The 20,530-nt window shown below is 52.4% G+C and carries 24 protein-coding genes and 2 other RNA genes; 15 read left to right on the top strand and 11 right to left on the bottom strand.

Translation table 11 applies throughout. The features are described from left to right. Window positions 1-34 precede the first annotated feature (34 nt). Both AB1I49_RS09715 and AB1I49_RS09710 read right to left on the bottom strand, forming a co-directional pair. The gene (locus AB1I49_RS09715) at window positions 35-1,336 is read right to left on the bottom strand and encodes an ATP-binding protein (protein ID WP_407720860.1); all 1,302 of its coding nucleotides are present in this window, start codon (window positions 1,334-1,336) and stop codon (window positions 35-37) included. 4 nt (window positions 1,337-1,340) lie between these two features. Next, window positions 1,341-1,886, bottom strand: coding sequence for a LytR/AlgR family response regulator transcription factor (locus AB1I49_RS09710; protein ID WP_407720859.1), 546 nt, complete (start codon window positions 1,884-1,886; stop codon window positions 1,341-1,343). A gap of 161 nt (window positions 1,887-2,047) precedes the next feature. Here AB1I49_RS09710 and AB1I49_RS09705 point away from each other — a divergent pair, with 161 nt between their 5' ends. Next, window positions 2,048-3,562: an IS5 family transposase gene (locus tag AB1I49_RS09705; RefSeq protein WP_407720858.1), complete on the top strand. Its 1,515-nt coding sequence runs from the start codon at window positions 2,048-2,050 to the stop codon at window positions 3,560-3,562. Here AB1I49_RS09705 and AB1I49_RS09700 read toward each other — a convergent pair. Beyond that, complete coding sequence (locus tag AB1I49_RS09700; protein WP_407720857.1) at window positions 3,556-3,732, bottom strand: hypothetical protein; 177 nt, start codon at window positions 3,730-3,732, stop codon at window positions 3,556-3,558. The two genes, AB1I49_RS09705 and AB1I49_RS09700, sit on opposite strands and share 7 nt — an antisense overlap. A 123-nt stretch (window positions 3,733-3,855) precedes the next feature. After that, window positions 3,856-4,326 (bottom strand): DUF5640 domain-containing protein, encoded by a 471-nt coding sequence (locus tag AB1I49_RS09695; RefSeq protein WP_201427579.1) that lies wholly within the window; start codon window positions 4,324-4,326, stop codon window positions 3,856-3,858. A gap of 233 nt (window positions 4,327-4,559) precedes the next feature. Here AB1I49_RS09695 and AB1I49_RS09690 point away from each other — a divergent pair, with 233 nt between their 5' ends. The 3 genes from AB1I49_RS09690 (at window position 4,560) to AB1I49_RS09680 (ending at window position 6,168) form a co-directional block, all read left to right on the top strand. Further along, entirely contained in the window at window positions 4,560-4,748 is a 189-nt protein-coding gene (locus AB1I49_RS09690; RefSeq protein WP_201427580.1) for a hypothetical protein, read from the top strand. Then, on the top strand, window positions 4,732-5,235 hold the full coding sequence (locus tag AB1I49_RS09685; RefSeq protein ID WP_186833983.1) for a hypothetical protein: 504 nt from the start codon (window positions 4,732-4,734) through the stop codon (window positions 5,233-5,235). Before AB1I49_RS09690 ends, AB1I49_RS09685 begins: the two co-directional genes overlap by 17 nt. Before the next feature lie 213 nt (window positions 5,236-5,448). Continuing rightward, the gene (locus AB1I49_RS09680) at window positions 5,449-6,168 is read left to right on the top strand and encodes a hypothetical protein (protein ID WP_407720856.1); all 720 of its coding nucleotides are present in this window, start codon (window positions 5,449-5,451) and stop codon (window positions 6,166-6,168) included. Window positions 6,169-6,204: 36 nt separating this feature from the next. On the opposite strand, the gene AB1I49_RS09675 is transcribed toward AB1I49_RS09680, so the two are convergent. From AB1I49_RS09675 to AB1I49_RS09665, 3 genes are read right to left on the bottom strand one after another with little or no spacing between them, the layout of a single operon-like run. After that, on the bottom strand, window positions 6,205-7,515 hold the full coding sequence (locus AB1I49_RS09675) for a sensor histidine kinase (RefSeq protein ID WP_316610394.1): 1,311 nt from the start codon (window positions 7,513-7,515) through the stop codon (window positions 6,205-6,207). A gap of 10 nt (window positions 7,516-7,525) precedes the next feature. Further along, on the bottom strand, window positions 7,526-8,188 hold the full coding sequence (locus AB1I49_RS09670; protein ID WP_186833986.1) for a response regulator transcription factor: 663 nt from the start codon (window positions 8,186-8,188) through the stop codon (window positions 7,526-7,528). Window positions 8,189-8,200: 12 nt separating this feature from the next. After that, the gene (locus AB1I49_RS09665) at window positions 8,201-8,791 is read right to left on the bottom strand and encodes a GTP pyrophosphokinase (RefSeq protein ID WP_186833987.1); all 591 of its coding nucleotides are present in this window, start codon (window positions 8,789-8,791) and stop codon (window positions 8,201-8,203) included. Window positions 8,792-8,953: 162 nt separating this feature from the next. Here AB1I49_RS09665 and AB1I49_RS09660 point away from each other — a divergent pair, with 162 nt between their 5' ends. Next, window positions 8,954-9,394: a phage holin family protein gene (locus AB1I49_RS09660; protein WP_407720855.1), complete on the top strand. Its 441-nt coding sequence runs from the start codon at window positions 8,954-8,956 to the stop codon at window positions 9,392-9,394. 37 nt (window positions 9,395-9,431) lie between these two features. On the opposite strand, the gene rd is transcribed toward AB1I49_RS09660, so the two are convergent. The 4 genes from rd to AB1I49_RS09640 form a co-directional block, all read right to left on the bottom strand. Further along, window positions 9,432-9,593, bottom strand: coding sequence for a rubredoxin (gene rd / locus AB1I49_RS09655; RefSeq protein WP_186833989.1), 162 nt, complete (start codon window positions 9,591-9,593; stop codon window positions 9,432-9,434). 77 nt (window positions 9,594-9,670) lie between these two features. Further along, window positions 9,671-10,648, bottom strand: a complete 978-nt coding sequence (locus tag AB1I49_RS09650; protein WP_407720854.1) for a diaminopimelate dehydrogenase — start codon at window positions 10,646-10,648, stop codon at window positions 9,671-9,673. An 18-nt stretch (window positions 10,649-10,666) separates the two neighbouring features. Beyond that, a complete protein-coding gene (gene nadC / locus AB1I49_RS09645) occupies window positions 10,667-11,506 on the bottom strand; it encodes a carboxylating nicotinate-nucleotide diphosphorylase (protein WP_186833991.1) in 840 nt (279 codons plus the stop codon). Next, the gene (locus AB1I49_RS09640) at window positions 11,503-12,969 is read right to left on the bottom strand and encodes an L-aspartate oxidase (protein WP_186833992.1); all 1,467 of its coding nucleotides are present in this window, start codon (window positions 12,967-12,969) and stop codon (window positions 11,503-11,505) included. Before AB1I49_RS09640 ends, nadC begins: the two co-directional genes overlap by 4 nt. 105 nt (window positions 12,970-13,074) lie before the next feature. Here AB1I49_RS09640 and hflX point away from each other — a divergent pair, with 105 nt between their 5' ends. From hflX to AB1I49_RS09590, 10 genes are all read left to right on the top strand, one after another. Continuing rightward, a complete protein-coding gene (gene hflX, locus AB1I49_RS09635; protein WP_186833993.1) occupies window positions 13,075-14,322 on the top strand; it encodes a GTPase HflX in 1,248 nt (415 codons plus the stop codon). A gap of 12 nt (window positions 14,323-14,334) precedes the next feature. Continuing rightward, window positions 14,335-14,907, top strand: coding sequence for a phosphatase PAP2 family protein (locus AB1I49_RS09630; RefSeq protein WP_186833994.1), 573 nt, complete (start codon window positions 14,335-14,337; stop codon window positions 14,905-14,907). Window positions 14,908-15,005: 98 nt separating this feature from the next. Further along, window positions 15,006-15,104: signal recognition particle sRNA small type (gene ffs / locus AB1I49_RS09625), an RNA gene on the top strand. 68 nt (window positions 15,105-15,172) lie between these two features. After that, on the top strand, window positions 15,173-16,888 hold the full coding sequence (gene dnaX / locus AB1I49_RS09620; RefSeq protein ID WP_407720853.1) for a DNA polymerase III subunit gamma/tau: 1,716 nt from the start codon (window positions 15,173-15,175) through the stop codon (window positions 16,886-16,888). A gap of 32 nt (window positions 16,889-16,920) precedes the next feature. Next, on the top strand, window positions 16,921-17,271 hold the full coding sequence (locus tag AB1I49_RS09615; protein WP_186833996.1) for a YbaB/EbfC family nucleoid-associated protein: 351 nt from the start codon (window positions 16,921-16,923) through the stop codon (window positions 17,269-17,271). 1 nt (window position 17,272) lies between these two features. Beyond that, on the top strand, window positions 17,273-17,875 hold the full coding sequence (gene recR, locus AB1I49_RS09610) for a recombination mediator RecR (RefSeq protein ID WP_186833997.1): 603 nt from the start codon (window positions 17,273-17,275) through the stop codon (window positions 17,873-17,875). Beyond that, window positions 17,872-18,333, top strand: a complete 462-nt coding sequence (gene smpB / locus AB1I49_RS09605; protein WP_186833998.1) for an SsrA-binding protein SmpB — start codon at window positions 17,872-17,874, stop codon at window positions 18,331-18,333. Before recR ends, smpB begins: the two co-directional genes overlap by 4 nt. A 39-nt stretch (window positions 18,334-18,372) precedes the next feature. Further along, window positions 18,373-18,716: a transfer-messenger RNA gene (gene ssrA, locus AB1I49_RS09600) on the top strand. A 282-nt stretch (window positions 18,717-18,998) separates the two neighbouring features. Further along, window positions 18,999-19,703 (top strand): hypothetical protein, encoded by a 705-nt coding sequence (locus AB1I49_RS09595; RefSeq protein ID WP_407720852.1) that lies wholly within the window; start codon window positions 18,999-19,001, stop codon window positions 19,701-19,703. Further along, a complete protein-coding gene (locus AB1I49_RS09590) occupies window positions 19,700-20,527 on the top strand; it encodes a class C sortase (RefSeq protein ID WP_407720851.1) in 828 nt (275 codons plus the stop codon). The genes AB1I49_RS09595 and AB1I49_RS09590 overlap by 4 nt, the downstream gene beginning before the upstream one ends. Window positions 20,528-20,530: the final 3 nt, after the last annotated feature.

The following is a 20,530-nucleotide window of genomic DNA, read 5'->3' as shown; positions in this document are numbered from 1 at the left end:
CCGTCAGACGCGCCTGTCTGACGGATTCTTGTTTTTATCCCTGTCTTAGCATAATTTCGGAGTAAAATTTCTTTTTGTCATATCTGAAATTGCAGTAGCCGTTGTTTTTTTGTACGATAGCCCTGATCGACTCAAGACCGATGCCGTGTCCGCCTGCCTTTGTGGAGCTGAATTTTCCGCCCTTCTCCTTTATTTCGCCGCTGTAGGGGTTAGAAACCGCGATATACAGATCGCCGTTTTTCTTTGTGTCCGCGACAAAGAGTATCTCGGAGTTCGGCTCTGCAGCCTTTTCGGCGGCGGCAACGGCGTTGTCGAGCACGTTGCCGACGATGGAGCACAGCTCGTAGTCCGAAATCACAATATCGCGGGCGACGTTGAGCTTTGCCGTCAGCTTTATGCCCTTCCTGCGCGCGTCGTTGACGTAGTAGTCGGTGATGGCGTTGAGCGCCTTGTTATCGCAGTAGAAAGCGGGAGCGGAGGTGGCGTCGATGCTCGAGCCGTAATCGCTGAGAAGCTGCCGAAGCTGTTCGGTCTCTCCGTTCGCCGCGAGCGTCTGGGCGGTCTTTGCCATATATACAAAGTCGTGTCTGAGCCTTGAGGTGCTGTCGAGGTACTTCTTGAGGTTGTCGTACTGAGCTGCCTGCAAGCCGAGCAGCTGGGCGTTGTGCTCGGATTCTGCCTTGTCGTTTATCGCCTTTGCTATGCGGTAGAGCATAATCAGAAAGATGACGTAAAACGCCGCAAACAGAATTTCGATAATGATATACAGCTGAAACACCTTTCCGACGCGCACGTTGGCGTTGTTCTCGGGAATCATCAGCATGTTCGCCGCGGCGATGATCATCGGTATCAGCCATATGAACCGCCAGACGGTGCTGATATTCTCGTTGTCGACAAGCCAGCGCAGCTTTGTCAGATAGAGAAACTCAAAAAGGAAGAACAGCAGCGAAACGCCCCATTTTACCGCAAGCTCGATAATTAGCTCAATGCTATGGTCGAGCATCGCGTCAATGATGAAGGTAGAGAGGCCGCCGAACGACATGACAGAAACCACGCTGATGAAAATATACCACAGCTTGAATATTTTTACATCGAAGGTAAAGAAAAAGAACAGCAGCGCGAACACGAGAAAGACTGCCAGAGGGATGTTTGGGTTAGGCACGAGTTTGTAGCGGACAAAGGCGAGCATGAACGAAAAAATCACGGTTCCTGCCGACATTGACGGCAGAAGTATCGCAGGCTTTATCCTGCTGTGGCTGAGCACCGGCAGCACGCACATGAACGCGGCGGGCAGAATTATCAGATAATCGAGAAAGTAAAAAATCAGATTAACCATTGCGCTATTCCTTTGAGAGCATTTTTTTGAACTGCCAGTCGTAGAACGCTCTCTCCGTTTCCTGTAATTTTCGTCGGCTGACGGGTATTTTCTCTCCGTTTGACATCACGCAGTCGTTGCCGCTGATGTGCGAGGTGTTTTCAAAGTTGACGATGATTCCTCTTCCGACGATCATGAACGACGGGTGCTGCTCGAGCTTTCGCGACAGCTCGGTAAACGAGATGCGTACCTTGGTCTGCGCGTTCATCGTGAATATCTCGCAGTAGTTCGAGTCGGAAAACACATAGAGGATATCCGACAGCACAAATTTGTCCGCGCCGATTTCGATGACCTCTATGTGCTTGCCGAGCGCTCTTGCCGCGTCGTCGAGTACCTTAGAGATCCTGTCGGCGGTGTATGGCTTGATCACGTAGTCGAAGGCGTGGCAGGGAAACGCCTGCGCCATGAATTCCCTGCTCGAGGTTATGAAAATCAGCAGGGTAGAGAGGTTGGCTTCACGCAGCGACCGCGCTGTTTCGATACCGTTTTTGCCCTCCATGATGATGTCCATAAATAGGCTCTGCTGAAAAAGCTCTCCGACAGCAAAAAGCCACAATATATCAAATATCCTCTATCATTCCTTCACAAGATATGGTATAATACTCATATAGCGGATGACCCCAAAATCGGGGCGTTTTATAAAAAAACAGCGAATCTGAGGGGTGTTGAGGTATGTACATCAACGAAAACAGTTCACAAATGACAATGGAAGGCTTTTACGCTCCGTTCGCGGAGAGGCTCTCGTCCGAAAACAGATGGGTGAAGCTCAGCCGAAAAATGCCTTGGGACAAAATCGAAGAAGAGTATCTCAAAAATATCGATCTCAAAAACGGCAGACCGGCGATATCCTCGCGGATCGCATTCGGCGCGTGCTTCATTCGATCTGCCGAGAACATCACGGATGAGCGGACTGTTCAGGCGATCGCAGAGAATCCGTATATGCAGTATTTTCTGGGGCTAAAAGAATTCGATCCTGAGCCGCTGTTTGACTCATCAATGATGGTACACTTCCGTAAGCGTTTTCCTGTCAATTTCGTCGCCGATGTGAACGAGTATCTCTGCACCGGCAAATGGCCTGAAGACTCCCGAAATGTTGACAGAAATGAATCTGAAAACGACGGGGATGATAACGATAACAGCAGCGGCACTCCGTCAATTGAGTTGGAACCTGACGAATCTGATTACGACGCAAATAACAACAGTGGACATCTGATTATGGACGCCACGGTCGCGCCGGCAAATATCAAATACCCCACTGACATCGACCTTCTCAACAAATCGAGAGAGCATCTCGAAAAAGCCATATCCATCTATTGGGAGCTCGTACCGCACAAGGGTCATATGCTTCCGTACAGCAAGAAAAAGGCTCGCAAATCATTTTTGAAGCTCTCAAAAGACAAGAAATGGTCTAAAAACAAGGTCAGAAAAGCAATATCCGAACAGCTGCGCTATGTTGAGCTTGCAATGGAAAGACTGAATGAGCTGAGACCGCAGTTTGAATGTCCCGATGATTACCTTCCTACATGGCTGTTAAGACGGCTCAAAGTTATCCCTAAGGTTTATGCACAGCAAAAAGAAATGTTTGAGAACGGAAAGAGATCATGCGAAGATCGTATAGTCAGCCTTGAGCAGCCGCATGTGCGGCCAATCGTCAGAGGAAAGCGTCCAAACCCCACTGAATTCGGGCAAAAAGTTCACCTTTCGGTCGTGGATGGATACGTCTATCTGGAACAGGCCTCGTGGAATAATTTCAACGAATCAACAGATTTGATTGCGTGTGTCAAGGAATACAAACGCAGATTTGGGGTCTATCCAAAGGCGGTTTTGGCTGACCAGATCTACCAGACAAGATTCAATAAATTGTATTGCAAGCTGCGCGGCATACGCCTGTCGGGCAAAGCTTTGGGCAGAAAAAACGAGGTGCAAAAGGAAGCTGAAAAACAACAAATGTACCGTGATTCCTGCGAGCGGAATTGGGTCGAGGGAAAGAACGGTCTCTTAAAAACCAGATACGGCATGAGCCGAGTAATGAGCAAGTTGGATGGCAGCGCCAAAACCGACCTTGTATTCGCCATACTCGCAATGAACGCCTTCCGCAAACTAAGGGAGGAATTATTGCGCTTGTTCTTACGCTGTTGTCGTTTATCGACGATTATACTACGCGTTCGTGAAAGAGTTTTTCAGTAAACTCTAAATACGATGTCAAAGCTCGTGCTTTGAATCGCCCGCGAAAAGCTCTCGCCGCTTTGGTAGGTGCAGATCTCCGCGGGGAGGTTGTTTTCGGAAGCCCATGAGGTGATATAGCTGCTGAGCTTATTTTGCTCTGTCAGTTTGTCGTCGACAATTGCAATCTTCATATTTTATTGCTCTCCGTGATATGTTTCTGAAACAAATTTTACCACTCTCAGCCCGAAAATACAACAGATTTTAAAAAAATAAAGCGGCCGCCTCAAGGGCAGCCGCCAAAAGAATTTGAAATTTTACGCGTTCTTAGCCATAACGGTTGTTACGCCGGTAGCCGCGTCTGTAACGGAGAGGGTCTCATTCTCAGCGGAATAAGTAAACTCGGGAGAGCTTCCCTCAAAAGCGGTCTTTACGGTTGTGCCGTCGACGGTGTAGGTGCCCTCAACAGTTGTGCCGAGACCTGTGCAGGTAGCCTTGCCGTTGCCGTCGAAGGCGTATGTGATCTCGAGAGTGCTTGCCTCAACACCGTTGAGCGCAGCATAATCAGCTACGGAATACTCGGTACCCTCAGCGTCTACAAATGCTGAAGTAACCCACTCGCCGGAGATGCCGTCATTCTCGGTTTCAGCAGCTGCAACGGTTGTAGCTTCCTCAGCGGCAGCAGTTGTGCTCTCGGCAGCGGAAGAAGAATTGTTGTTACCGCCGCAGCCGGCAAATACGGAAGCAGCAAGTACGCAAGCTGCAAGTATTGCGATTGTCTTTTTCATTCATAATACCTCATTTATATTATATTACGGCAACATAAAGCCGCACTTAATATTATACTATATTTTTCCAACCATTCAACTACCATTCGTCCCTAAAAATAACCGTTCGTCCCAAGATACTTGTGCTGAACCACAATTTTATATATATTTATAGAGGTTAATAATAAAAAAATTATCAAAATGGACGTGAGCGAATAATCCGGAAGGGCATGTCCCGCACGGTGTCTGGAAATATGATTTCCGGCGTGAAGATGCCCGTTCCGGACAGTGCGGCAAAGGACAGCGGAAATACAACAAACAACTCAAACGGTGCAGTCAAGACAGATAAAGCCTTCCCTGCGCTGATTGTGCACACCGTGATGATTTCCGTATGCGCCATAGCTTACATAAGGAGGAAATACCTGATTGACAAAGCAAAATAACAAGAAAAAGCTGATTATAATCATCGTTGCGGCAGTCGTGCTGATTGCCGCGGCGACAGCGGGAATTCTCGTGCTGACGGGAGTTTTCAATCCAAAGACAAATGACAGCAAGGGCGTTGTCGGCGTTATATCCGATGGCTGGGACACGGGCATTGAGGACAAGGGCGAGCAGAAAAAGAGCGGCACCCGGATCCCCGGCTACTCCACGGCTGAGATGAACGCGGGCGACAAGACACTCAAAATCAGTATCGGCAACCCCAAGGATAACACCGTCGGAATGTTCGCTGCCATCAAGCTCGACGACGGCACCGTGCTCTATGAATCTGAGCTGCTCAAGCCCGGGCAGGGTCTGACAGAGGTTCCGCTCACGCAAACGCTCGAGAAGGGCGAATACAACGCGGTGGTTGCCTATCAGTGCGTATTGCTCGACGAGGAGAATACGCCGCTCAACGCAGCCGAATCAGGATTTACGCTCATTGTAAAGTGACTTTATAATATCTTTTATTTGAAAGTACATTTTATATGAAATGGTCAGCAACGTAATATTTTTCAGGCTGAAAGACAATTCTTAATCAAAACCGAACGGCTCTGTTGCCGCAGTGAACAGAGCCGTTTTATTATTTGTCACCCAAAACTTGATAAATAAAGAAAACTGTGCTATAATAACTAATTGCAAATTATTATTAGTGTTTGGTGTTTTATGAAAAGATTCGGAATTACAGCGCTGATAGCGGCGCTTTGCGTGGTTTTCTCCGCCTGCGGCAGCGGAGAGCAGCCCGTAACTACCACGGCTCCCGAGGTCGTGATCCAGGCCGCCAAGGATAAAAACAAGGTCTCCGTCGCGCGTGAGGAGAGCTTTGAATACACAGACAACAACGGCAACAGCTACAGCGCGTCCTACCGCATTCCCTCAATCAACCTCGACAGCGAGGACGCGGAGGAAGCGAATGAGGAGATCACCGACAAATATACTCCCGACTTCGAAAAGGCTGAGCAGGAGAGTGCCGCGAGGATCGGTCTGACCTGCGACTCCCTCGATTACGAGAAGTACGAGAACGAGGGTGTGCTGAGCGTAGTCATCAGGCGCGTGTACTACTCCCACGCGGTCGACTACTCCGTCTATAACTTCAACGCAAAGACAGGCTCATCTCTCGGCAGCGATGACGTTGCCAAGGCGGCGAAGTTCAGCACGGAAGAGGTTCAGGAGGCTCTGAAAAAGGAGCTCGAGAAGGACTACGTTTCGAAATACAAGAACGCGAAGCCCGAAAATTACGAGGAAAATCTCGAAAAAACGCTCTCTGAGGATAACCTCGGCAAGGCGATGATCTACCTCGGCAAGGACGGAAAGCTGACCGCAATCTGCAAGGAGTACGCGAGCGTAGGCGCGGGCGAGTTCTCGGTCGTGCTCACGCTGAAATAAGACAAAGAAAAAGACACCCTAGGGTGTCTTTTTGCTTTATGGCTTGAGAACCGCACTGAACTCGATCACGCCGTCCTGATAGCTGACGTCGAGCTTGCCGCGGTATTGTCTGACAATGCTGTCCGCGATCGACAGTCCTATGCCGAAGCCGCCCTTGTCGATATTGTGCGACTGATCCTCGCGGTAGAAGCGGTCGAGGAAGCGTGTGTAGTCCACGTCCTTGCCCTCGGCGTAGTTGTTCGAAACGGCGATCTTCACGCCCTTGCCCTTCTGGTGCAGGGTTACCTTGATCTCGCCGTCGTCGTCGCAGTATTTTATCGCGTTGTCGACGAATAGCGTGACGAGCTGCTGTATCTGGGATTCGCTCGCGACCATATGGATTTCCCCGGGGATATCCATTGCGAGTGTCTTGCCGTTCTGCTTTGCGACAGGCGCGAAGGCTTCGGCTGCCTTTGTCACGGCATCAGAAACGTCAACATCGCTTCTGCCTTCCTTGTTTGCCTTCTCGTCCGCCTTTGCTATGAGAACGAGGTTGGAGATAAGCCCCGTCATACGGTCAACCTGATTCATCGTCGACTCGTTCCACTCGTCCTCGCCGTGCATCATCATCTCAAGCTCCGTGTTCGCGCGGATAACGGCGAGAGGAGTTTTGAGCTCGTGGCTTGCGTTGGTGATGAACCTCTTCTGGTTCTCGGCGTTGCGGATTTCGGGACGGATAGCGCGGTTCGAGAAGATCCTGATAATCAGGTAACTCAGCGCCGAACCGAAAATGCTCAGTATCAGCACGGTTGATCCTATTCTCCGCTGGTCGGCGATCTGATTGGCGACGTTCAGGAACACGACGACGGTCTGACCGTCGCTTTTGTCCACCTTGTAGCGGTAGTTGCCCATCCAGCCGTATTCGTTGCCTTGCTTGAGCGCTTCGTCGGCATAGGCGAAGGCGCTGTCCTCGTCAATCTCGTTGATGTGAGCGGTAATGGGGTTTGTGTCACCCTCGTCCTGAAAGACGACCGCGAAGTAACGCATACCGAAAATCGACTCCGAACCCTCGTTGATCTTAGTGTTGAATAACTCGCGGAGAGTTTCCATGAAGATTTCTGTGAAATTGTCATCGGAAGAGTTTGCGCTGTCGTAGCTCGCGCCGTCCCAGTGACGGACGGGAGTGTCAAAATCGACCTCGCCGCCCTTTTCAACGAGGTAGTTGAGCGCGTTGTCCATCTGGCGGACAGATGTGATGTAGTTTACATAGTAAATCATGCTGCCCATGATCAGCATGACGGAGAACAGCGAGATGAAAGAAATCGTGATGAACTTCCGCCTGAGCTTTTTTATTGCATGCTCATTCATGTGACCACCTCTATTTCAGAATGTAGCCCTGAGTCTCGTCGCCCTCGATGACCGTCTCGGACGCGATAGCCTTCAGCTTGCGCTTTAGGTATGAGATGTACAGCCACACCGTGTCAGGCTGTACGTCGGGCTCGCGGCTCCAGATCTGGTTCATTATGTAATCGACGGAAACCGCGTGTTCCCTGTGGAGCATCAGAAGCTGCATGAGCTCGAACTCCTTGACCGAAAGGCGCACGCTGTTTTCGGCGGCAAGCTCAAAGGTCTGGGCGCGCAGATGGACGTCGTTAAAGCTCAGGTCGTTTTTGGTGTATTCGGTTTTGCGGCGGGTCATCGCGCGCACCCTCGCGAGCAGCTCCTTCATCGCGAAGGGCTTTGTGAGGTAGTCGTCCGCGCCCGCATCGAGTCCAGCAACTCTGTCGTCTATCTCTGCCTTCGCGGTCAGCATGATCACAGGTGTGAGGATATTCTTTTCGCGCACCTCGCGCAGAACCTCGATACCGTCCTTTTTAGGCATCATGATATCGAGTATCAGGCAGTCATAGCCCTCTGTGTTGATGCGCTCCATCGCTTCCTCGCCGTCAAAGGCGGGGTCGACGTCGTATCCCTCGTGGTTCAGAACGGCGCATATAACCTTGTTTAAATCAGCGGTATCTTCCGCTAACAAAATCTTCATATCTTCACTTCCTTATGCTTCAAGAATCATATCGCGGATAGTCTGCATCGACAGGTCGGTCGAGGCGAGCTCGTCGGCGCAGCGTTTCAGCTCCTCTTCGATCAGAGCGGCGCGGCTGCCGACGGACTTTTTGTACTTTAGGTGGTGCTCAAGCGCTGCCCATGTGTCCATCGAGATCGTCCGCAGCTGAATTTCGGCAAAGTATCCCGCCTTTGTGCGCAGGATCATGTGGTAGCTGCGGTAGCCGTTTGGTTTTGCGCGGCGGATATAGTCCTTTTCCTTTATTACCTCGTATTCGTCCGACGCCTTGAGATAGTCGCGGATAGTGTAAACGTCGTCGACGAACGCGCAAACGATCCTCAGACCGATCGCGTCGGTAAGAACCTCCAGCGCGGACTCTGCCGTTTCGGGAAGATTGTTGCGGCGGCATTTCTCGCGCATGCTTTCCTCGGATTTAATGCGGCAGAGGCAGTGCTCAACTGGATCCATGCTCAGCTTCTGCTCCATCTCGGCGCGGATCTCGCCGATGTGCTTCATTATGCCGTCCATAACCTTTTCGAGCGCGGGACGGTGCGCGCCGTAGATGCTTTCTTGTACTTCCATTGTTTTCTCCGTAATGGTTTTCTAATATGATAACAGAAAAATTTTTCTTTCACAAGTAGTATCAGAAAATCGTCACATAATTTTCAGCCGCTTTTTGCTCTTGATAATTGCATAGATTTATGCAATTTACGCTGATTTTCCGGGATAAGTGAAAGGAGGGATATGATGAAGGAAAATATGTTCCGCGCTCTTTTCGCGGCGGCGATAGGCGCTCTGGCGGCATACGCGGGAATTCTGCTCGTGCCGCTGTGCGTGCTGGCGGCGGTAATGATAATCGACTACGCCACGGGAATCGCGGCGGCATGGTCGTGCAAGCTGCTCAGCAGCCGCGTCGGCGTCAAGGGGATCGTCAAGAAGGTCGCCTACCTCGCGCTCGTCGCGGTCGGAATGGTTGTCGATTATCTGATCTCCTCGGCGCTCGTGCACGTCGGGGTGGACATTTCGGTCAACTACTGCTTCGGCATGATGATCTCGGTCTGGCTGATAATCAACGAGCTGCTCTCGATTCTCGAGAACCTCGGGAGATTGGGAACACCTCTGCCTGATTTTCTTGTCAGAGCCGTCGAGAGACTCAGGGACGGGGTTGACCGCCGCACAAAATAACGGAAAAAAGCGCTTCCGCCGAGGAAGCGCTTTTTGACTAGTCTTCGTAGGGAACGAAATCCTCTTTGCCTACGCCGCAAACGGGGCAGCACCAATCGTCCGGGATATCCTCAAACGCGGTGCCGGGAGCGATACCGCCGTCGGGATCGCCCTCTGCGGGATCATAGATGTAGCCGCAGGGCTCGCACATATATTTCATGTTCAAAACTCCTTTCATCATGTTAGCCTAATTATACACGAAACCAATAGGTTAGTCAAGATGAAAATTGGGTAAAATTACAGCAAATGAGCTCTGAGTTCCTCGCCCGATTCCCTGCAGAGATATGCGGGCGCGATGTCGAATACGGTCTTTGCGCCGCTTGCGCCTTCTGCGTTCAGTCTTACCGCCGCTCTCGCGAACGCGACAAGCACCGAGCCTGTGAATTCGGGGTTTGAGTCGAGGTTGAGGCTGTACTCAATGACGTGCTTTGTGCCGTCTGAGGTGGTGCCCGAGTAGATCACGGAGCCGCCGTGGGGCAGACCGCTGTGGTTTGCCTTCATCTCCTCTGCGTCGATGAAGTGAACGGTTGTGTCGTAGTCGGCGAAGTAGTTGGGCATGGTCTTGATCTCGTTTTCGATGCGAGCCAGATCAGCGCCCTCCTCGGCAACGACGAAGCACTCTCTGAGGTGCTTTTCGCGGGTGCTCAGATCGGGATTCTCGCCGCTTCTGACGCGCTCGAGAGCCTCGGGAACGGGAATCGTGTACTGACGCGCGTCGAGCACGCCGTCGATTCTTCTGACAGCGTCGGAGTGACCCTGGCTCACGCCCTTGCCCCAGAAGGTGTACGCCTGACCGTCGGGCAGAACCGCGCCGGCGTATACTCTGTTGAGCGAGAACATACCGGGATCCCAGCCGCAGGAGATGATACCTACCTTGCGTGCGGACTTCGCTGCCTTGTCGACGTTTGCGAAGTGCTCGGGAACCCTTGCGTGGGTGTCAAAGCTGTCGATAACGTTATACATAGCCGCGTACTTGGGGGTCATCTCGGGCAGGTCGGTCGCTGAACCGCCGCAGATAACGAGAATGTCAAGCTCTTCCTTGCCTGTGTCGAGGTCTGCGGTGCTCTTTACCGCCGCTGTCGGGGTTTTGATGGTAAGTGTTGAGGGGTCGCGGCGGGTGTAAACAGCCACAAGCTCCATATCGTCGTTTTTCTTGACGGCAGCCTCAACGCCTCTGCCGAGGTTGCCGTAGCCCAAAATACCTACTTTGATCATACAATTATTCCTCCTGTATCAGTCTGCAATTTTCAGTGATATATCGAACGCCTTGACGGAGTGGGTGATAGCTCCCATAGAGATAATATCCACGCCTGTCTCGGCAATTTCTCTCAGTCTGTCCTCGGTGACGTTGCCGCTCGCCTCGAGCAGCGCCTTGCCGCCTGTGATCTGAACCGCGTCGCGCATCATTTCGCAGGTCATGTTGTCGAGCATGATAACGTCGACTCCTGCCTCAAGCGCCTGACCGAGCTCGTCAAGGTTGCGCACCTCGAGCTCAACCTTGGTCATGTGGCCGAGCTTCTCCTTGAGCTTTGCGACGGCGTTTTTGATGCCGCCGCCCGCGTCAACGTGGTTGTCCTTTAGCATAGCCGCGTCGGAGAGGTTGTAGCGGTGGTTCCTTCCGCCGCCGACGGTTACAGCGTACTTCTGGAGCGGACGCAGACCGGGCAGGGTCTTTCTGGTATCGGCTATGGACGCGTTTGTGCCCTTGATGATTTTTACCGCCTTGTTTGTCGCGGTGGCGACGCCGCTCATGTGCTGGATAAGGTTGAGCGCGGTGCGTTCGCCCTTGAGGATAGTGCGCGTCTTGCCCTTGATCTCGGCGATGATATCGCCCTTCTGCAGCTCGTCGCCGTCCTTCTTGTAGACGGTCGCCTCAAAGCCCTCGGGCTGTAAAATTTTGAATACTCTCAGCGCGATATCGATACCGCAGAGGATACCGTCGTCCTTCGCGAGAAAGCGCGCGGTGTTTTCCTGTTCCTCGTCGATGAGATAGTCGGTGGTGACGTCGAGGTAGTTGATATCCTCGAGCAGCGCGGTTTTGATGATGTTGTCCACGTAGATGCTGTTAATCATGATTGACCCTCCCGAACTTCGTCCAGAATTATGCTCGCAACAATTGCGATGCTCTTGGCTTCAACGAGGTCGGACGAAATTTCATAGCTCTCGCTGAACAGCTGTTTAATTATCTCCTCAACCTTTTTGTAGCTCTCGTCGTACTTTTCGGGCTTAGGGAGAACGAAGTATGTATCCTGCAAAATCGCGCGTATCTGCGAGCGGAAGCCCGACGGCATTTTTTTGCCTGTGATCGGGCGGTGGGCAGGCTCCAGACCGAGGGGTTTTCTTCCGTACTTCTGTAGCTTGCGCGTAATATCCTCGGCGGCGGTTCTCGAATACACGAGAGCCTCGAGCAGAGAGTTGCTCGCGAGTCTGTTCGCGCCGTGAACGCCCGTGTGAGCGCATTCTCCTGCCGCGTACAGTCCGTCGATAGAGGTTTCGGAGTGCAGATTTACGTCGATACCGCCCATCAGGTAGTGCTGACAGGGATAGACGGGTATCCATTCCTTGGTGATGTCGATTCCCTCTTCAAGACACTTTGCGTAAATCATCGGGAAGCGGCTCTTTATGAAGTCCGCGGGCTTGTGGGTGATGTCTAGATAGAACTTCTCGCTGTTGGTTCTCAGAGCCTCGCGCGCGATAGCGTTCGACACAACGTCGCGCGGAGCAAGCTCGCCGCGCTTGTCGTAGTTGTGGGCGAAGCGCTCGCCGTTGCAGTTGAGCAGAACAGCGCCTTCACCTCTGACCGCCTCCGAAATCAGAAAGCGCTCGCGGTTAGCCTCTGCGGCAAACGCTGTGGGGTGGAACTGAACGCGCGAGAGGTTACGGATTTTCGCGCCGAGCATGTACGCGAACGCGATTCCGTCGCCCGTTGCGATAGCGGAGTTTGTGGTGTATTGATATACCCTGCCGATGCCGCCTGTCGCGAGCAGGCAGTAGTTGCAGCCGTAGTACAGGCTCTTACCGTCCTTCAGTACGCTCAGATAGAAGCCGCCGAGCGTCTTGTGCATGGAGTAGAGCAGGGCGTTCTCGAGAATATCGACGTTTGGCAGTTTTCTGACCTGTTCAATCAGCGCGTCGACTATCGCCTTGCCGGTGGAGTCCTTGTGGTGGACAATGCGGTGGCGGCTGTGACCTGCCTCGAGAGTCTTGCACATGGTGCCGTCGGGGTTGAGGTCGTAGTCAACGCCGAGATCCTTTGTACGCAGCACGTCCGCAGGACCTTCTTTGACGAGCTTTTCGACCGCCGAAAGGGTGTTTTTGTACTTGCCTGCGACGAGGGTATCGTTGATATGCAGCTTGTAGTTGTCATGTACGGTGTCGAGCACACATGCAACGCCGCCCTGAGCGAGGGAGGAGTTGGACAGCGGCAGTTCGCGCTTTGAAATCAGGAGCACGCTGACGCTCTCGGGAAAGTTCAGCGCGGCATAAAGACCTGCCGCACCTGTGCCGACTATCACCGCGTCGTATCGTTTATCCATATGGTTACCTCAAAAAAATTATTTACATTCTTCCAAATTTATATTATACTACTTTATAAGTAAATAGTAAATAATAATTTTAAATTCTGAAGGAAATAAAATCTTATGGCTATGATTGAAAACGAAGAAAAAATCACCCGCGCGCTGCTCGTCAGCGTCGATACGGGCGACTTTGACGCGGAAGCGTCTCTTTCTGAGCTCGAGGAGCTTGTAAAGAGCGCGGGCGCCGAGCCTGAGTTCACCCTGACCCAGAAGCTGCAGCGACCCGAGAGCGCGACCTTTGTTGGCTCGGGCAAGCTGCAGGAGATAAAGGAGCTCTGCGAGGCTCAGGAGCTCGATCTGATCGTTGTTGACAGCGAGCTGAGCCCGACCCAGATAAAAAACATAGAAAACTTCACTGACGTGCGTGTGATCGACCGCACCACGCTGATTCTCGACATCTTCGCGCAGCGCGCCCGCTCAAAGGAGGGCAAGCTGCAGGTTGAGCTCGCGCAGCTCAAGTATCTGCTGCCGCGCCTGACGGGTAAGGGTATCGAGATGTCGCGTCTCGGAGGCGGTATCGGCACGCGCGGCCCCGGTGAAACTAAGATCGAAACAGACCGCCGTCATATCCGCCGCCGCATGGAGACATTGAAGGAAGAGCTCGCCGAGGTTGAAAAGCACCGCCATATGCTGCGCCGCCGCCGCGAAAAGGACGGCGTAATCACCTGTGCGATCGTTGGCTACACAAACGCCGGCAAGTCTACGCTGATGAATACTCTCACCGACGCGGGCGTGCTCGCGCAGGACAAGCTGTTCGCGACTCTTGACCCGACCTCGCGCGCCTTGAAGCTGCCGAGCGGAGTTTCGGTCATGCTTATCGACACCGTAGGTCTTGTCCGCAGACTGCCGCACCATCTTGTTGAGGCGTTCCGCTCAACGCTCGAGGAAGCCGCGCAGTCGGACATTATCATCAATCTCTGCGATGCCTCAAGCGAGGAGGCGAGGGTTCATCTCAGCGTGACAAACGACCTGCTCGAATCTCTCGGTGCTCAGGACAGACCGATCATCACCGTGCTCAACAAGTGCGACCTGCTCGACGACAGCGTTATGCCGCTCGAGTTCGAAAACTGTGTCAAGATAAGCGCAAGGACAGGCGAGGGCATCGACAGGCTGCTCAACGCGATCGAAAATAACCTGCCCGTCCGTATGAAGCGCGTAAGTCTGCTCATTCCGTTTGCAGACGCGGGTATTGTCAGCGAAATCCGCGACAAGGGAACCTTGATCTCTGAGGAATATACCGCCGAGGGTGTTGAGGTCGAGGCGATCGCCGACGAGATTCTGTACGCGAAACTCTCGCGCTTTGAGAAATAAGGAGACAGACCCATGGAATTGATCACCTCTATAGACTTTGCAATTCTGGATTTTATCCAGGCGGCAATCAAAAACTTCATTCTCGACCCCGTAATGCTTGTGCTCAGCTACAGCGGCGACAAGGGCGCGATATGGATTATAATCGGACTTATAATGCTCTTTTTCCGCAAGACGCGCGTTACGGGCGTAATGGTGCTCGCGGCACTTTTGCTCGGGCTTATTATGGGCGAATACGGACTGAAATTTATCGTATGCCGTCCGCGCCCGTTTGTGGTCAACACTGACGTTACGCTCAATATCGTAGCACCGTCGGGCTACAGCTTTCCGTCTGGACACACAATCGCGGCGTTTTCGTCGGCGCTGATTATTGCTGTCAGGGAAAGACGCGCGTTCGGCATTTCGGCATACGTTCTCGCGGCGCTGATAGCGTTCTCGAGGTTATATAACTACGTGCACTTTCCGACGGACGTTCTCGCAGGCATGGCGATAGGAACCATCGCCGCGCTTATTGTGATCTTTATCTTCAAAAAGACGAAGCTCGACAAAAAGATTGAAAGCATCGGCAAAAAGAAAAATGTAGCGTAATACCACTCAACTATATTATATAAAAATACTTGATTTTCAGAATTAACTATGTTATAATAGCGAAAGACGCAAGCAGTCAACGCGTGCAAATAAGTGAGCGGCAGGCCCTGTGCGATTGGGGCCTGTGAACCATGTCAGGCGGGGAACCGAGCAGCATTAAGCAGTGTTTCCGATGCGATACAGTAAGTCTGTCGTTCTCTTATTTGCACGCCGCCGTCATCATTCGGCAGACGGCTTGCTTTTTCTATTCAGCGGAGGTGATTGCGTGTATCAGGCATTGTACAGAAAGTGGCGCCCCAAGACCTTTGACGACGTCGCGGGTCAGGAGCACATCACCACGACCCTGAGGAATGAACTGAAAAACGACCGTATCAGCCACGCCTACCTGTTCACGGGTTCGCGCGGTACGGGCAAAACCACCTGCGCCAAGATTCTCGCCAAGGCGGTCAACTGCCTCAACCCCAAGGACGGAAGTCCCTGCGGCGAGTGCGAGATCTGCCGCGAGATCGATAACGGCACATCTATTGACGTGTTCGAGATGGACGCCGCGTCAAACCGCAAAATCGACGACATACGCGGGATCATCGACGAGGTTCAGGGCACTCCCTACAAGTGCCGCTTCAAGGTCTACATCGTCGATGAGGTACATATGCTCACCGCGGAGTCCTTCAACGCGCTGCTTAAGATCCTCGAGGAGCCGCCGAGCCACGTGATCTTTATCCTCGCGACAACCGAGGTTCACAAGATCATGCTGACGATCCAGTCGCGCTGCCAGCGGTTCGATTTTCACCGCATTCCGCCGCGTGATATCGCCGACAGGCTGCTCTATGTCGCCAATCATGAGGATATCACCCTCGACGACGCTGCCGCAATGCTCATCGCATCTGTGTCCGACGGCGCGATGCGTGACGCTTTGTCGCTGCTCGACCGCTGCATAGCAATCAGCCGCGAGGTCAGTTCCGAGGTCGTACGTACCGCAGCGGGACTTGCCGATAAGGGCTATCTCTACGAGCTTGCTGCCTGTGTGATCAACAAGAACACCGCGAAGGCGCTCGGTATCATCGACAGGCTGTACGGCGAGGCGAAGGATATGCCTTTGCTCTGTGACGAGCTGATTGCGCATTTCCGCGCGCTGATGCTGATCAAGTCCGTTTCAAATCCGCGCGATATCGTCGTCTTTACAGACAGCGAGTTCGAGCAGAGCGTCGCTCAGGCTGATTACCTCTCGCTTGCGGACATCGTGTTCTATATGGACGTGCTCTCACGCGCCTACCAGCGAATGGGCAAGGGGACGGGCGACAGAACCGAGCTTGAGATGGCGGTTGTAAAGCTCTGTTCACCCGAGCTCGACGTGACAAACGAGTCGATTGCCGCTAGGATCACCGCGCTCGAGCAGGCGGTCAGAAAGGGCATCGCCTACGTTTCGTCGGCACAACCCGCGCCGATGCCATTGACTGACGGCGAAAAGGTCAAGGCCGAGGAAACAGTCAAGGAAGCCGAACCGCAGAAACAGGACGCGGTGATTTCCGAAGAAAAGTCAGAAGAGAAGGTACAGACGGCTGAACCTAAACCCGAACCTAAACCCGAACCAAAGTCCGCGCAAAAGGCTGCGCCAAAGCAGAAGCAGGGTGAGGTTGACATCGTGAGGCTGAGCCGCGAAGCAAAGCCCTTCCCGAACTGGTCTGAGCTCGTCGAGAGCTTCAGAGGAACCTCGGCAACCATAGCCGCGTCACTCTCAGGGTCGGAAGCGTTCGTAAACGGAAACTACCTGCTGATCAAGGCGGAGAGCGACCTCGCGTTTGAAATGCTCAAGAAGCCCGAAAAACGCCGCGCGATACGCGAAGCGCTCGTTGCGCACACGGGCAGACAGTACAGACTCGGGCCGTATCGCATTGAGGAAAAAAAGCAGGAGGCTGCAGACCCCTTGCAGCAGTTCAAAAACAAGCTCGCCGAGAGCGGAATCAAATACACTGAAGAATAACAATTAACATAAACTGAAAGGAAGTACAGAATATGAAAGCAAGATTACCCAAGGGCTACGGCGGCGGTGGAGCCAACAATATCCAGCAGCTCGCGCGCCAGGCGCAGAAGCTCCAGGACGATATGGAAGCGGTATCCGCTGAGCTCGAAGCCAAGGAATATGAGGCTGCCGCGGGCGGCGGCGCCGTAAAGGTGGCAGTAACAGGCAAGATGGAGCTTACAAAGGTCGAGATCAGCCCCGAGGTCGTTGATCCCGAGGACGTTGAGATGCTCGCAGACCTCGTTATGGCTGCCGCAAACGAAGCGCTCAGAAGCGCCGCCAAGGAAAAAGAAGAAAGAATGGAGTCCATCTCGGGCGGTCTGAATATCCCGGGAATGTTCTGATATGGCTCAGTACAACGTCGCTCCGCTGGAGAATCTGGTGGAGCAGTTTGAAAAAATGCCCGGCATCGGTCATAAAACCGCACAGCGCCTTGCATATTATGTACTGAATCTGTCAAAAACAGAAGCAGAACAGCTCGCCGCGGCGGTAATGGACGCCCACACCAAGATCCACTACTGCAGCCGCTGCTGCAATCTCACCGACAAGGAGCTCTGTCCGATCTGCGCGTCAGAAACACGCGACCACAGCGTGATCTGCGTTGTCGAAACTCCGCGCGACGTTACGGCTGTGGAGAATACGCGCGAGTACAGCGGCACATACCATGTGCTTCACGGCTCGATCTCTCCGCTAAACGGAATCAGCCCCGAGGAGCTGACGGTCAAGGAGCTGCTCGCGAGAATCGCTCAGGGCGGCGTTGCGGAGGTTATTATGGCGACAAATCCGACCGTTGAGGGTGACGCTACGGCGCTGTATTTGTCGGGACTGCTCAAGCCGATGGGGATAAAGGTAACGCGTCTTGCGTACGGAATACCCGTGGGCGGCGACCTGGAGTACGCCGACGAGTACACCCTCGCCAAGGCTCTGGAAGGCAGGAACGAGATATGAGCGAACTCAAAACCATAGCCAACAACAAAAAAGCGCACCACGATTACTTTATCGAGGAGAGCTTTGAGGCGGGCATCGAGCTGTGCGGAACGGAGGTTAAGTCCATTCGCAGCGGCAGGGTCAACCTCAAGGACAGCTGGTGCTCAATTGTCGAGGGCGAGATTTTCGTCAACGGAATGCACATCTCGCCGTATGAGCACGGCAATATCTTCAACCGCGACCCTATGCGCGTGCGCAAGCTGCTCATGCACAAAAAGGAAATCGCAAGGCTCTACGGCACCGTCAAGCAGACGGGCTATTCGCTGATACCGATTAGCCTTTATTTCAAGGGCAGCAGGGTAAAGATGCAGGTAGGTCTGTGCCGCGGCAAAAAGCTCTATGACAAGCGCGAGGATATGGCAAAGCGCACTGCCAAGCGCGACATTGAGCGAGCCATGAAGGAACAGGGAAGAGGATAAAAATCAAATAACTGCGAAGCGGACAGCTTCGCAATATATGGGGATGTAAAGGCTTCGACGGGGAGCGCGAACCCTGATAAGCGAGCGGCGGTGCGGAACCGCCATATAATCCGCAAACTAAAAATAACTGACAAAAATACAGTTGCTTTAGCAGCGTAAGCTGCTCGTTCCTGCGCGGAGCACCTCGGCTGCGCAAGGGGCGTCGAACAGAGGTAAATGTGAACGGGAAAGCGCTCCGTGTCCCGTCACACATCAGGAGCTGCCGAGCCGTGTAGCCTGTCGATGGGCGGCACGGTAAGGGAGATTTAAAACACCGACTGCGCTCGGAGAAAGTCAGGGCAAGTACTTTTCGGACGCGGGTTCGATTCCCGCCATCTCCACCATAAAGGATATGCAAAAAAGATATATCCCCGAAAAACCCCGATTCTATCGGGGTTTTTCACGTCTCAAGGGCGTGGATTTTTTTGTCACGAAATATGGATGTAAAACCACCGTTTTCCCATTCTGGCAGGAACTGAACTTCCGTAATACAACTGAATAACCCACACACATTACGCAGACAGATAAGTAAAATGTCTGCGTTTTTCTTTTTCAGAGCCAATCGTTTAGAAATAAGCGGTTGGCTCTTTTTTTATTTCTTAAAAACCTAAAGGAGTTGATAATCAATGTATTTTACAGAAAACCGGTACGACCGCAGCATCGAATGGATGATGAAGGGTGTACCAAACTTTTATCCGAGAGGGTCGGGAATCGTAGTGACAGGGAAATTTGAGTACACAGCAAAGATGTGTGACTGCCGATTATGCGAACACTATGGCGGCAAACTGAGAGGCTGCAAGGTTCCACGATGCGTCTGCTTAGAGGAACGGATCGCCGTCGGCGTCGCCTCACTCAAAGAGGTCATGCAGGAAACGATGTCAGAAATCAAACACAGCGGTTTTAACCGCAGGCTGAGAAAATACATAAAGGAAAGCGAGGTCATCCCCATGACATTCTTGAACGAACAGCACAGACTGAGTTTTAACGCAGCACTCGACCGGATCGGTCAGTATGACAGAAAGAACTTTGCGTTGGTCGCGGCGCTTTATTTGCTGACAGCAGATTTCCGACTATGGAATCAGGCACGGCGATATGTCGAGAACCACGGCATCAGCTTCGGCAAGCTGCGGCCAAAGAACTGCTCTGAGTATTCCTATCCCATTTACTGTGCGGCGAAGGATTTGTATCTCGGTACCAAGCACATCACCATTAACGATCTTGCCGACAATAAGCTGATCAACGCAAAAACCTTCGCGCTCATCTGTAACGCGATGGCAATCCGAAAATACGGGTTGGGAGCAATACAGTTCACAGACGATCCAAAAACATGAAACGAAAACTATTCACGGCGATTGCAGTAATTCTTCTGGCAGCAGGCTTGGCGATGCTGATCGTCCCGAGAATATCCAACCGTGTCGGTGAGCAGATAGCCCATACCACCGTCGAGGATTTCAAGGCTTTGAAAAGCAAGTCGACTTATGATGAACCAACGGAAAAGAAAGAATCGTCCGAGGAGAGCACCCAAAGAGAGAACTCTGAAGCCGAAAGCCTTTGCATTCTGCAGGTGGAAGAAAAAGGACTCAACCCTGAAAGCAGAAATAGCTCAGACAACGTCCCGAAGATTGATTTTGACCGCCTCTTTTCCGATAGTATAGCGTACAACGAGAATCTGAAAAAACACCAACACGAACTGCTTACAAATGAACAGTCCTACCAATCTCCCGCTTTGAATCTCAGCAGCTACGGAATTACAAACGGCGTTTACGGATATATTTCCGCTCCGTCAATAGGCATGGAGCTTCCCATCTATCTCGGCGGCAATGACTTCAATATGGCATCGGGCGCCGCGCACATGACCTGTACATCGCTGCCCGTAGGCGGCAATAGCACCAACTGTGTGCTGTCAGGACATTCGGGTTACATCGGCAGAATCTTCTTTGACTACATTCCAAATCTGAGCATCGGCGACGAGATCACCGTCGAGAACTATTGGAATACGCTGACCTATAAGGTCATTGATAAACAAATCCATAAAAAGGATGAATCGGCAGACTGCTACATCACCGAGGGCAGGGATTTGCTCACGCTTATCACCTGCGTATCGAACGGACGCGGCGGTTTTGACCGGTTCTATTTGATTTCAGAAAGGAAATGAACA

The sequence above is a fragment of the Ruminococcus sp. NATIVEDY160 genome (assembly GCF_045819885.1).
GTDB lineage: Bacteria > Bacillota > Clostridia > Oscillospirales > Acutalibacteraceae > Ruminococcoides.
Note: the sequence above shows the minus strand (reverse complement) of the source record. Positions and strands in the feature narration are given on the sequence as shown.